The sequence below is a fragment of the Pseudomonas sp. genome, from assembly GCF_017744435.1.
Taxonomy (GTDB): Bacteria; Pseudomonadota; Gammaproteobacteria; order Pseudomonadales; family Pseudomonadaceae; genus Aquipseudomonas.
Window position 1 is genome coordinate 1 of the sequence record NZ_JAGIBG010000029.1, and the last position, 12,757, is coordinate 12,757.

The 12,757-nt window shown below is 62.2% G+C and carries 11 protein-coding genes; 8 read left to right on the top strand and 3 right to left on the bottom strand.

What is annotated here, in order from left to right; all coding sequences use genetic code 11:
* Positions 1-113 precede the first annotated feature (113 nt).
* Positions 114-515, bottom strand: a complete 402-nt coding sequence (locus J7573_RS18605) for a lysozyme inhibitor LprI family protein (RefSeq protein ID WP_294338479.1) — start codon at positions 513-515, stop codon at positions 114-116.
* 284 nt (positions 516-799) lie between these two features.
* Between J7573_RS18605 and J7573_RS18610 the strand changes: the two genes are divergently transcribed.
* The 6 genes from J7573_RS18610 (at position 800) to J7573_RS18635 (ending at position 8,599) form a co-directional block, all read left to right on the top strand.
* Complete coding sequence (locus tag J7573_RS18610; protein WP_009682902.1) at positions 800-1,777, top strand: dipeptidase; 978 nt, start codon at positions 800-802, stop codon at positions 1,775-1,777.
* A gap of 76 nt (positions 1,778-1,853) precedes the next feature.
* Positions 1,854-2,384, top strand: a complete 531-nt coding sequence (locus J7573_RS18615; protein ID WP_008091518.1) for a DUF5943 domain-containing protein — start codon at positions 1,854-1,856, stop codon at positions 2,382-2,384.
* A 15-nt stretch (positions 2,385-2,399) separates the two neighbouring features.
* Entirely contained in the window at positions 2,400-4,460 is a 2,061-nt protein-coding gene (gene dgcA / locus J7573_RS18620) for a dimethylglycine demethylation protein DgcA (protein WP_294338502.1), read from the top strand.
* 173 nt (positions 4,461-4,633) lie between these two features.
* On the top strand, positions 4,634-6,586 hold the full coding sequence (gene dgcB / locus J7573_RS18625; protein WP_294338503.1) for a dimethylglycine demethylation protein DgcB: 1,953 nt from the start codon (positions 4,634-4,636) through the stop codon (positions 6,584-6,586).
* Complete coding sequence (locus tag J7573_RS18630) at positions 6,586-7,818, top strand: electron transfer flavoprotein subunit alpha/FixB family protein (RefSeq protein WP_294338505.1); 1,233 nt, start codon at positions 6,586-6,588, stop codon at positions 7,816-7,818. Before dgcB ends, J7573_RS18630 begins: the two co-directional genes overlap by 1 nt.
* A 10-nt stretch (positions 7,819-7,828) precedes the next feature.
* Positions 7,829-8,599, top strand: a complete 771-nt coding sequence (locus J7573_RS18635) for an electron transfer flavoprotein subunit beta (RefSeq protein ID WP_294338508.1) — start codon at positions 7,829-7,831, stop codon at positions 8,597-8,599.
* 143 nt (positions 8,600-8,742) lie between these two features.
* Here the strand turns inward: J7573_RS18635 and J7573_RS18640 are convergent, their stop codons facing one another.
* Positions 8,743-8,946 (bottom strand): cold shock domain-containing protein, encoded by a 204-nt coding sequence (locus tag J7573_RS18640; protein ID WP_294338510.1) that lies wholly within the window; start codon positions 8,944-8,946, stop codon positions 8,743-8,745.
* Positions 8,947-9,745: 799 nt separating this feature from the next.
* On the opposite strand from J7573_RS18640, the gene J7573_RS26330 reads away from it, so the two are divergent.
* Both J7573_RS26330 and J7573_RS18650 read left to right on the top strand, forming a co-directional pair.
* A complete protein-coding gene (locus J7573_RS26330) occupies positions 9,746-10,615 on the top strand; it encodes an RHS repeat-associated core domain-containing protein (protein ID WP_363264154.1) in 870 nt (289 codons plus the stop codon).
* A gap of 75 nt (positions 10,616-10,690) precedes the next feature.
* Positions 10,691-11,401, top strand: coding sequence for an RHS repeat-associated core domain-containing protein (locus J7573_RS18650; protein ID WP_294338512.1), 711 nt, complete (start codon positions 10,691-10,693; stop codon positions 11,399-11,401).
* A gap of 48 nt (positions 11,402-11,449) precedes the next feature.
* Here J7573_RS18650 and gbcA read toward each other — a convergent pair whose 3' ends face one another.
* The gene (gene gbcA, locus J7573_RS18655) at positions 11,450-12,742 is read right to left on the bottom strand and encodes a glycine-betaine demethylase subunit GbcA (RefSeq protein WP_294338514.1); all 1,293 of its coding nucleotides are present in this window, start codon (positions 12,740-12,742) and stop codon (positions 11,450-11,452) included.
* Positions 12,743-12,757: the final 15 nt, after the last annotated feature.

The window sequence follows — 12,757 nt, forward strand, 5'->3', positions numbered from 1 at the left end:
GCCGGCGATGGGCCGCGAAGCGGCCCCGCGATTTCAAGGTTGTTACATAAATTGCCGGGGCCGCTTTGCGGCCCATCGCCGGCAAGCGCGGCTCCCACAGGGTCAGTGCAGGGCTACTGCTGGCCGATGGACTGCAGGTACTCCGAGCGATCATCACTGCGCTGTGCCACGCAGGTATCCCAGGCGGCCTGGAACGCCTTGCTGCCAGGCTTCTCGGCATAGGTCTCGACCTTGCAGTCGGCATCACGCAGCTGCGCCCACAGCTTCTCGGCGGCCTCCATGCGCCCGACCAGGGCCGTGGCCTTGTCGCCTTCGTCGGCATATTGGTCGCGAATGCGCTGGATCAGGTCGTCATACGCCGATTTCAATTCGCGCTCGGCGGTCTGCTTGTTGAATGCCGCGCAAGCGAAGGTCTGCTGGTCGCTCTCGACGTTGTCGCACGGAGTGCTTTCTTCCTCGCCGGCGTGGGCGCCCGAGACGACCGCCAGCAGTACCAGCCATGCCATTGATTTCATCCGTTTTCTCCTTAACAGGCTGACGAATCGGCTGGATTCTCGCTCAGCCGCAGAGAAGACGATAGCTCCCTGACGAAATGTTCATGAAACGGCGTGAGATGTCGTTATCGAGACTGTCTCTCATCCCCAGGCGGCGTGCCAGAGGCCGCGATGTCGCGCATTGACGCTTTCGGCAAACCCCCTGTCGTTTTTGCATCGGGGCGCCTTTGGGCACAGGCATATGCTGGCCCCAAAGCGCCGGCAGAAGATTCGGCGCGGCCCAAATCAACAAAGGGGACAGCCTGATGAGCCCAGCCGAACTTCACGCCGACAGCATCGTCATCGACGGCCTGATCATTGCCAAATGGAACCGCGAGCTGTTCGAGGACATGCGCAAAGGCGGGCTGACTGCGGCCAACTGCACGGTGTCGGTCTGGGAAGGCTTCAAGGCGACGGTCGACCAGATCGCCGCCAGCCAGAAGCTGATCCGTGACAACAGCGACCTGGTGATGCCGGTGCGCACCACCGCCGACATCCGCAAGGCCAAGGAACTGGGCAAGACCGGCATTCTCTTCGGCTTCCAGAACGCCCATGCGTTCGAAGACCAGATCGCCTACGTCGACGTGTTCAAGCAGCTGGGCGTGGGCATCGTGCAGATGTGCTACAACACCCAGAACCTGGTCGGCACCGGTTGCTACGAGCGTGACGGCGGCCTGTCGGGCTTCGGCCGTGAGATCGTCGCCGAGATGAACCGCGTCGGCATCATGTGCGACCTGTCCCACGTCGGCTCCAAGACCTCCGAGGAAGTCATCCTCGAATCGAAGAAGCCGGTCTGCTACTCCCACTGCCTGCCTTCGGGCCTGAAGGAACACCCGCGCAACAAGTCGGACGCCGAACTGAAATTCATCGCCGACCACGGCGGCTTCGTCGGCGTGACCATGTTCGCGCCGTTCCTGGCCAAGGGCATCGACTCGACCATCGACGACTACGCCGAGGCCATCGAGTACACCATGAACATCGTCGGTGAAGACGCCATCGGTATCGGTACCGACTTCACCCAGGGCCACGGCCAGGACTTCTTCGAGTACCTGACCCACGACAAGGGCTACGCCCGTCGCCTGACCAACTTCGGCAAGATCATCAACCCGCTGGGCATTCGCACTGTCGGCGAATTCCCCAACCTCACCGAGACCCTGCTCAAGCGCGGCCATTCCGAGCGCGTGGTACGCAAGATCATGGGCGAGAACTGGGTCAACGTCCTCAAGGACGTCTGGGGCGAGTAAGCCGCTCTCCAAGCCTGATAGCCCCTGCCAGCAACGCCGGGGCACCCACATAAAAATTTTATGGAGTTGAGTTTCCATGGCCAAGATCGCCCCGCAATTGCCAATCGAAGTCGACAGCGAGACCGGTGTCTGGACCAGCGACGCCCTGCCGATGCTGTATGTGCCGCGCCATTTCTTCGTCAACAACCACATCGGCATCGAGGAAGTGCTGGGCGCCGACGCCTACGCCGAGATCCTCTACAAGGCCGGCTACAAGTCCGCCTGGCACTGGTGCGAGAAGGAAGCCGAATGCCATGGCCTGGAAGGCGTGGCGGTGTTCGAGCACTACATGAAGCGCCTGTCCCAGCGCGGCTGGGGCCTGTTCGAGATCCAGGACATCGACCTGGATAAAGGCACCTGCAGCGTCAAGCTCAAGCACTCCGCGTTCGTGTACGTCTATGGCAAGTGCGGGCGCAAGGTCGACTACATGTTCACCGGCTGGTTTGCCGGCGCCATGGACCAGATTCTCGCTGCCCGCGGCAGCAAGATCCGCACCGTGGCCGAACAGGTCTACGGCGGGTCGGAAGAAGGCCACGAAGATGGCCTGTTCGTTACAAAGCCGTTGTAAGCCGGAGATAGCGTCATGGCATTCGAAGCAATGTTCCAGCCGATCCAGATCGGCAAACTGACCATCCGCAACCGTGTACTCAGCACCGCGCACGCCGAGGTCTACGCCACTGACGGCGGCATGACCACCGACCGCTACCTGAAGTACTACGAAGAGAAGGCCAAGGGCGGCATCGGCCTGGCGATCTGCGGCGGCTCGTCGGTCGTCGCCATCGACAGCCCGCAGGAGTGGTGGGCCTCGGTCAACCTGTCGACCGACCGCATCATCCCGCACTTCCAGAACCTCGCTGACGCCATGCACAAGCACGGCGCCAAGATCATGATCCAGATTACCCACATGGGCCGCCGCTCGCGTTGGGACGGCTTCAACTGGCCGACCCTGATGTCGCCGTCGGGCATCCGTGAACCCGTGCACCGCGCCACCTGCAAGACCATCGAGGTGGAAGAGATCTGGCGCGTGATCGGCAACTACGCGCAGGCTGCGCGGCGTGCCAAGGAGGGCGGCCTGGACGGCGTGGAACTGTCGGCCGTGCACCAGCACATGATCGACCAGTTCTGGAGCCCGCGGGTCAACAAGCGTACCGACGAATGGGGCGGCACCTTCGAAGGCCGGATGAAGTTCGGCCTGGAAGTGCTGAAGGCCGTGCGTGCCGAAGTCGGTGACGACTTCTGCGTCGGCATGCGTATCTGCGGTGACGAGTTCCACCCCGATGGCCTCAGCCACGAGGACATGAAGCAGATCGCCGCGTACTACGACGCCACCGGTATGCTCGACTTCATCGGTGTGGTCGGCTCGGGCTGCGACACCCACAACACCCTGGCCAACGTCATCCCCAACATGAGCTACCCGCCGGAGCCGTTCCTGCACTTGGCGGCCGGCATCAAGGAAGTGGTCAAGGTCCCGGTGCTGCACGCGCAGAACATCAAGGACCCGAACCAGGCCACGCGCATTCTGGAAGGCGGCTACGTGGACATGGTCGGCATGACCCGTGCGCACATGGCCGACCCGCACCTGATCGCCAAGATCAAGATGGGCCAGATCGACCAGATCAAGCAGTGCGTCGGTGCCAACTACTGCATCGACCGCCAGTACCAGGGCCTGGATGTGCTGTGCATCCAGAACGCCGCGACCTCCCGTGAATACATGGGCGTGCCCCACATCATCGAGAAGACCACCGGCGTCAAGCGCAAGGTGGTGGTGGTAGGCGCCGGCCCCGCCGGCATGGAAGCGGCCCGCGTGGCAGCCGAGCGCGGCCACGACGTGACCCTGTTCGAGAAGAAAGACCAGATCGGCGGGCAGATCACCATCGCCGCCAAGGCACCACAGCGTGACCAGATTGCCGGTATCACCCGTTGGTACCAGCTGGAGCTGGCGCGCCTGAAGGTCGACCTGCGCCTGGGCACCGCCGCTGACGTGGCGACCATCCAGGACCTGCGCCCGGACGTCATCGTGCTGGCGGTGGGTGGCCATTCGTTCCTTGAGCAGAACGAGCACTGGGGCGCCGCCGAAGGGCTGGTGGTCAGCAGCTGGGACGTGCTCGACGGCAAGGTCGCGCCGGGCAAGAACGTGCTGGTGTACGACACCATCTGCGAATTCACCGGCATGTCGGTGGCCGACTTCATCGCCGACAAGGGCAGCCAGGTCGAGATCGTCACCGACGACATCAAGCCGGGCGTGGCCATGGGCGGTACCACCTTCCCGACCTACTACCGCAGCATGTACCCGAAAGAAGTGATCATGACCGGCGACATGATGCTGGAAAAGGTCTACCGCGAAGGCGACAAGCTGGTGGCGGTGCTGGAGAACGAATACACCGGCGCCAAGGAAGAACGCGTGGTCGACCAGGTGGTGGTGGAAAACGGCGTGCGTCCTGACGAGCAGCTGTACTACGCGCTGAAGGAAGGTTCGCGCAACAAGGGCCAGATCGACGTGGAGGCGCTGTTCGCCATCAAGCCACAACCGATCCTCAGCCAGCCGGGCGAGGGCTACCTGCTGTACCGCATCGGCGACTGCGTGGCCCAGCGCAACGTGCATGCGGCGATCTACGACGCCTTGCGCCTGTGCAAGGACTTCTGATCGATCTGTTGGCACACACCGGCCCCTGTGGGAGCGGGCGTGCCCGCGAAAGCGTCAGCATGAACAACAGAGTTGTCTGATCTGACGCATTCGCGGGCACGCCCGCTCCCACAGGGCCGGTGCAGGATTCCAGGGGCCTGAACCCCTTGCAACCGCTGTTGTGGGAGCCTCCCATGTTGAACACCCTTCTACCCATCCTGCTGTTCGCTGCCCTTGGCCTGGCAGTGCTCGGCGCCCTGCGCCGGGTGCGCATGTGGCGGCGTGGTCGGCCGAGCCAGGTCAACCTGATCGGCGGCCTGCTGGCCATGCCGCGGCGCTACCTGGTCGACCTGCACCACGTGGTCGAGCGCGACAAGTACATGTCCAAGACCCACGTGGCCACCGCTGGCGGCTTCGTGCTGTCCGCACTGCTGGCGATCCTGGTGCACGGCTTCGGCCTGCAGAGCAAGATCCTCGGCTACGCGCTGCTGGTCGCCACGGTGATCATGTTCACCGGCGCCATCTTCGTCTTCAAGCGCCGCCTGAACCCGCCTTCGCGCCTGTCCAAGGGCCCGTGGATGCGCCTGCCGAAAAGCCTGCTGGTGTTCGCCGCCAGCTTCTTCATCGCCACCTTGCCGGTTGCCGGCATCCTCCCGGCCAACACTGGCGGCTGGGTCATGGTCGGCATCCTCGGCCTGGGCGTGCTGTGGGGTGTGTCGGAGCTGTTCTTCGGCATGACCTGGGGCGGCCCGATGAAGCACGCTTTCGCCGGTGCCCTGCACCTGGCCTGGCACCGCCGCGCCGAACGCTTCGGGGGCGGGCGTTCCACCGGCCTCAAGCCGCTGGACCTGGAAGACCCGAGCGCGCCGTTGGGCGTGGAAAAACCGGTGGACTTCACCTGGAACCAGCTGCTCGGCTTCGACGCCTGCGTGCAGTGCGGTAAATGTGAAGCGATGTGCCCGGCATTCGCGGCCGGCCAGCCACTGAACCCGAAAAAGCTCATCCAGGACATGGTCATCGGCCTGGCCGGCGGCAGCGATGCCAATTTTGCCGGTAGCCCGTACCCCGGCAAGCCGATCGGCGAGCACAGCGGCAACCCGCACCAGCCGATCGTCAACGGCCTGGTCGACGCCGAGACGCTGTGGTCGTGCACCACCTGCCGCGCCTGCGTCGAGGAATGCCCGATGATGATCGAGCACGTCGATGCCATCGTCGACATGCGCCGCCACCTCACCCTGGAAAAGGGCGCGACCCCGAACAAGGGCGCCGAGGTGCTGGAAAACCTGATCGCCACCGACAACCCTGGCGGCTTCGCCCCGGGCGGGCGGATGAACTGGGCAGCCGACCTCAACCTGCAACTGCTGTCGGAGGTGAAGTCCACCGAAGTGCTGTTCTGGGTCGGTGACGGTGCCTTCGACATGCGCAACCAGCGCACCCTGCGTTCGTTCGTCAAGGTGCTCAAGGCGTCGGGCGTGGACTTTGCCGTGCTCGGCCTGGAAGAGCGCGACAGCGGCGACGTGGCGCGCCGCCTGGGCGATGAAGCGACCTTCCAGCAACTGGCCAAACGCAATATCCAGACCCTGGCCAAGTACAAGTTCCAGCGCATCGTCACCTGCGACCCGCACAGCTTCCATGTGCTGAAGAACGAGTACGGCGCTCTGGGTGGCGAGTATCAGGTCCTGCACCACAGCACCTACATCGCCGAACTGATCGCGGCCAAGAAGCTGAACCTCGGCCAGCACAAGGGCGGCAGCGTCACCTACCACGACCCGTGCTACCTGGGCCGCTACAACGGCGAATACGAAGCCCCGCGTGAAGTGCTCAAGGCGCTGGGTATCGAAGTGCGCGAAATGGAGCGCTCGGGCTTCCGTTCCCGTTGCTGCGGTGGCGGTGGCGGTGCGCCGATCACCGACATCCCGGGCAAGCAGCGGATTCCGGACATGCGCATGGACGACATCCGCGAGACCCAGGCCGAGCTGGTGGCCGTGGGTTGCCCGCAGTGCACCGCGATGCTCGAAGGCGTGGTCGAACCGCGCCCACAGATCAAGGACCTCGCCGAGCTGGTGGCCGATGTGCTGATCGAAGAGGAAACCCCTGCGGCCCCAAAGTCGCCAACGGTTAAACGCGAAACTGCGGAGGTGCATTGATGAGCGACATCATCCGCCGCGATCCACGCGCCGAGTGGATCGCCCGTAACCGTCTGCATCCGCTGCACGCGGCGATGCAGACGCAACAGACCCGCTGGATGGGGCCCAACGGCCTCATTCGCAAGAACCCCCATGCCATCGCCGCAGGTTTCATCGGCCCGGCCGGCCTCAAACGCATCGACCGCAGCGGCGCCCAGCAGGGCACGGGTGTCGGCGGGCGGCGCACGGCGGCAGCCGAAGTGCAGCTGCCGCTGCATCAGGTACCGGCGCCGGCGTTCTACATCGCCGTGGTGCCGGACATGGTTGGCGGCCGCCTGAGCAGCCACGACCGCGACCTGCTGGGCTTGGCCCACGGCCTGGCTGGCAGCGACGGCGCAGTGCTGGCGGTGGTGTTTGGTGAACACAAGGAGAGCAACTTTTCCACAGCCGGCGTCGACCGCCTGCTGGTGCTCGAAGGCGAAGAATTTGAAGGTTATGCACCGGAGCAACTGGTCCAGGGCCTGCGTGCTGTGGATAACCAGTTCACCCCGCGCCACTGGCTGCTGCCCGACAGCCGCAGCGGTGGCGGTGAGCTGGGGCGGCGCCTCGGCGCGTCGCTTGGCGAGCGCCCGGCGACGCGGGTCTGGCAGGTCAAGGACGGCCAGTGCATCGGCCGTGCCGGTGCTGGCCAGCAAGACCTGCAGCGCGCCGTGCCGCGGCTGATCCTGGGCGCGGCGGAGTGTGCCGAGCCGGTCAGCGAAACCCGTCACGAAGCGCTGCCGGTGGAGTTGTCCACAAGCGTGGTGCGCAGCCTGTCGCGCATCGAGGACCTGGGCTCGGTGGCCGTCGACCCGGCGACCATCGCCATGGCCGAGGCCGAATTCATTGTCTCGGGCGGCAACGGCGTCAAGGATTGGGACCTGTACCACAAGGCCACGGCGGCCCTCGGCGCCACCGAAGGCGCCTCGCGGGTGGCGGTGGACGACGGCTTCATGCCGCGCAACCGCCAGGTCGGTGCCACCGGTACCTGGGTGACTGCGCGGGTCTATGTGGCTGTGGGTATCTCGGGCGCGATCCAGCACCTGCAGGGCATCGGCGCCTGCGACAAGGTGGTGGCGATCAACATGGACCCAGGCTGCGACATGATCAAACGGGCCGACCTGTCGGTGATTGGCGACAGTTCGGCGATTCTCCAGGCACTGATCGAGGCTGTGGACAACTTCCGCAGCGGCGGCCAGCGCGACGCGGCATAAGGGCACGAGCATGAGTACGAAAGTGATCAGCCTGGTTTCCATTGGTGCCCACCCCAGCTCCGGCCGCGCCCGCCGCGCCGAGCAGGATGCCCGCGCCGTGGAGTTGGGCTTGCAGCTGGCTGGGGATAACTTGCAGGTGGTGCATGCCGGCGACCCGCGGGAAGAGGCGCTGCGCGCCTACCTGGGCATGGGCCTGGACCACCTGGATGTGCTGGAACAGCCGGCTGGCGCCGATGTGCTGGGCGTGCTGGGGGATTACCTGCGCGATGCTGGCGCCCAGCTGGTGCTGACCGGCAGCCAGGCCGAGACCGGTGAAGGGTCGGGCATGCTGCCGTTCCTGTTGGCCGAGAAGCTCGGCTGGCCGCTGGTGGTGGGGCTGGCCGAAGTGGAGTCGATCGACAACGGTACTGCCCAGGTGCTGCAAGCGCTGCCACGTGGCCAACGGCGCCGTCTGAAGGTGCGCCTGCCGTTGCTCGCAACTGTGGATAACGCTGCGGCCAAACCGCGCCAGAGCGCCTTCGGCCCGGCACGCCGGGGAGTGTTGGCGGCGCGCAACGTGACGATTATCGAGGATGAACTGCTGGCCGAAGCCGAGCTGCAGCCGGCAAGGCCACGGCCCAAGCGGCTCAAGGTGATCAAGGCCAAGAGCGGCGCGGACCGGATGAAGGCCGCCACGGCCAAGGCCAGTGGTGGCGGCGGCAAGGTGCTGAAGGATGTTTCTCCACAGGAAGGCGCTGAAGCCATCCTCAAGCTGCTGGTGGAGGAGGGCGTGTTGCGCTAAGCCTGACCGCGCTTTTTTTGTAGGAGCGGCCTTGTGTCGCGAAAGGGCTGCAAAGCAGCACCGGCAATATGTGCAACTGCGCTGATATCCTGGGGCTGCTACGCAGCCCTTTCGCGACACAAGGCCGCTCCTACAAAAAGCGGTTATTGCCGGACCACGTTGAACGCCCAGTTCGCCAGCCCTTCGGTCACCGCTTCGAATGACACCCTCTGCCCCGCCGACAATCCCTCGTTTCTTGTTGCACAGCGCAGCACCAGGTAGTCCGCCTGCTGTCCCTCGGCACTGATCACGCCCATCCCGTGACCGTCATGAAACCATTTCACAGAGCCTGTCTGGCGGCTGTGCATAAGTCGTTCCTTCGAGTGATGTCTAAATGATGGCTTTCACTCAAACATACGGTGGATTTCAGGGATACTGGCAAAAATGCTAGGTCTCTGTGGTTTTGCCCACGGAATCTGTTCGCCAAGGTGTGGATAAAGTGTTTGTGATTTGCTGAAGCCAGCGTATTTAAAAGGCTCCAAGAACTTGATCAGAAAATGAACAGGCTTTTGGATGAGCGCTTTCCCAGATCTGAGGTTGCGCCTTCATAGATTGCCCACAATCACTGTTGGTGACCTTGTGGATAACATGTTTGGACTCGTTGGCAGGCACCGTGATTCAAGGCCTATGGCAATTTGATCAAAAAACGATCATTTGTCAGTTGGCAACGCTGGATACCGTGTGAATTGGGCGTATCAGGTACTTATGCACAAGGCGAGACGAGCAGTTTAGGGAGTTGTTAAGAATTTCTGTTCATCGATCTGTGGACAAGGTGTTCGAGTTTACCAGCAGGCCTTATGGAATAAGGCTTCCAGGGAATTGAGCAAATTTTGTACAGTGGTGTGAAAAGCGCTGCGCCCGCACAAGGATCGCCATTACCACAACTGCTATAGAGAGGGCTGTGGATAAACTGTCTGCTTTATTGGTCTGCCGGCAGAATCCACGCGTTCGTCTGATCGAGCAAAGAGTACACACCTGAGCACCTAGCATTTCTGCCAGTTTCGCAAGCTGGCAAACCCGATTAGTTTTGTCGTTGACAGACTCCTGTAACGCGAACGCAAAAATATGCCTCCTGTTCGTTTGTTAACGACCTATCACAACCGTTCAATGTTCGCTGAAGTCGAAGCGTCCATGCGCGCCTATACACCTTACGGTTATCGTGCTGATCAAGGTGGTCCAGTCTTGGGGTTCACTGGGCAACCACGTGATGCAATCACCGGCTGTTATCTGCTTGGTAATGGCAGGCGTGCATTCAATCCCCGCTTGATGCGTTTTCACAGTCCGGATGACACGAGCCCTTTCTCAGCGGGTGGGCTAAATGCCTACGCATATTGTGCTTGTGATCCGATCAATCGCAGTGATCCGTCTGGGCGGTCATGGTTGAATTGGCTGGTGCAAGGCATCTTTGCGACCGGTAATGCAGTAACGATCGGCGCAGGCGTGAGCTTCAGGGGGAATCACCATGCCAATCCTTCTGCCGGATTGGTCTCTCGGACTCAGCGCCTGACCGATCAATACATCCCTCGCGCCTTAACCGCTGGCGGCGTTTCGGGTTTGGTCGCACGTGCCGCCGCAGTTGGCTCAATGATCAATCCCGCTCGTGCGCCAATGTTTACTCAATTAGGCAGTATCGCAAATGCTGTTTCCGGAACGCTGGTCGTTTCGGCAGCGCTCATCTACGAGGGGCGTGCTGCTTATCGCTGGTGGAATCAGGCTGCTGTCGCAGGGCGTCGACCTGGCCATGCCTTGATGCGCGGCGCTTATGAGGCCACAAGCCTCGATTTGGTGGGCAGTGCAGCAAGGTTTGTTGGGCGCGGTGTCGCTCGTGCATGGAGTGCTGTCGTTGCTTTTGCGGGGAGGGTGGCGAATGTCGTAATTGGGGCGGAAGAGAGAGCAAACGATCCCGTTGCCCGTCACTGGGGCCTGCACACGAGTACCTATGACATCAGGCACACAGACCAAGAAAGCCATTTGTGAACATTGCCAATTCCTGAGCCTGTGCCAGGCGAGTTCCAGCAATAGGTGGCCCCTGGCATTGGAGACGTATTGATCATGGACTATTTGCCTTATGGCCACTCATCTCGTTTGGGTCGCAGCGGGTTGGCATTCTGTGGAGAACATCGTGACGCAATGAGCGGTGTCTATCACTTGGGCAATGGTCATCGCACCTATAACCCAAGACTCATGAGATTCCACAGTGCTGATGCTCTGAGCCCATTCGCTGTTGGTGGCATCAATGCCTATGCCTATTGCTCCAACGACCCCGTCAATCGAGTCGATCGCAATGGCGCGTTCTCCGTAACTAACTCAATCTTCCTGACAGTCTTGGTAGAAGGCGCACTTAACGTCATCGACGGGGTCTTTTCAGCGCTTAAGGTAGTCGTTCAGGGGCGTTTGCAGAATTCCGCGCCTTCACTTCCCCAACAACTCCAGGTATTAGCCAAGACTCACAAGGGGACTTTGAAAGTCGTGGCATCTGCTTTGGTTTGGGGCGAGCAAGGGGGGCCAGCCATCCCATTGCTAAAGAACAGTATCGTGGTAGGGGCTGCGGCCACGGGCCTAGGTGTCGCGGAGCGTCTTGTGAACATCCAGCAGCACGCGGCAGTGGTGGCTCCCTATCTGTGGGAAAACCCCGCCCAGATCCCCGGTGTGGCTTTGGATGCGCTGGGAATTCTGACAGGAGTAACTCAGGTGCTGACCTTAAGTCGCATTGCTCTTCGGACGATTCGTGAAAACCGGGGGGGGCCCGTTACTCGCCTGTGAAGGTAAGAACCAGGCAACCAATCGCTTGCTTGCCTGGTTCAAACCTGTTTATTGCGCCTGCACTTCCTTCAGATACGGCGCCGGCTCCGCCCCCAGGTTGTTGAGCAACCGCTGGCTGTACCAGTCGATGAAGTTGACCACACCAAACTCATAAGTCTTCGAGTAAGGCCCAGGCTGGTAAGCCGTGGAGTTGATCCCGCGTTGGTTCTCTTCGGCCAGGCGACGGTCCTGGTCGTTGGTGGCGTCCCACACCTTGCGCATGCGCTCCGGGTCGTAGTCCACGCCTTCGACGGCATCCTTGTGCACCAGCCACTTGGTGGTGACCATGGTCTCCTGGGCGCTGATCGGCCACACGGTGAACACGATCATGTGGTCGCCCATGCAGTGGTTCCACGAGTGCGGCAGGTGCAGGATGCGCATCGAGCCGAGGTCCGGGTTCTTGATGCGGCCCATCAGCTTCTGGCAGGCCTGCTTGCCGTCCATGGTCATCGACACGGTGCCCTTGAGCAGCGGCATGCGCACGATGCGGTTACGCAGGCCATGACTCTTGTGCAGGTACGGGATCTTCTCGGCTTCCCAGGCGGCGGCGGACGCGGCCACATGGTCCTTGAAGGCCTGGTCGGCGCGCGGGTCGTTGGTGTCGTCCCACTCCAGCAGGGTCTGCAGCAGCTCTGGGTGCGAACCGGAGCAGTGGTAGCACTCGCGGTTGTTCTCCAGCACCAGCTTCCAGTTGGCCTTTTCCATCAAGGTGGTCTGCACCGCCACCTTGGTGTTTTCCATGTCGTACGGTTCCATGTAGTGGTCCAGGGTGGCCAGGAACTCGTCGATGGCAGGCGGGTTTTCCGCCAGGCTGATGAAGATGTAGCCGCCGGCGACCTTCACGTGCACAGGCTTGAGGCCGTACTCCTTCATGTCGAAGTCGGCGCCCATTTCGGTGCCGGCGAACAGCAGGCGGCCATCCAGCTCGTAGGTCCACTGGTGGTAGTGGCAGACCAGCTTGGCCACCTTGCCTTTGTCGCTGACGCACAGGCGCGAGCCGCGGTGGCGGCAGACGTTATGGAAGGCGTGCACCTTGCCTTCAGCACCACGCACCACCAGGATCGGGTTCTTGCCGATCTGCAGGGTGATGTAGTTGCCCTTGGCCGGGATCTCGCAGGTCATGCCGGCGATCAACCATTCCTTCTGGAAGATCTCCTGCATGTCGATCTGGAACAGACGCTCGTCGGTGTAGAACGGCTGGGGCAGCGAGTAGGTGCGCTCGCGGGTCTGCAGCATCTCGGCGGTGGCCTTGCGTGCAGGTTCCAGTGGATCGCCCAGGCTCAGGGTTGCGGTGACGTCCATCGTGTATTCCTCGGG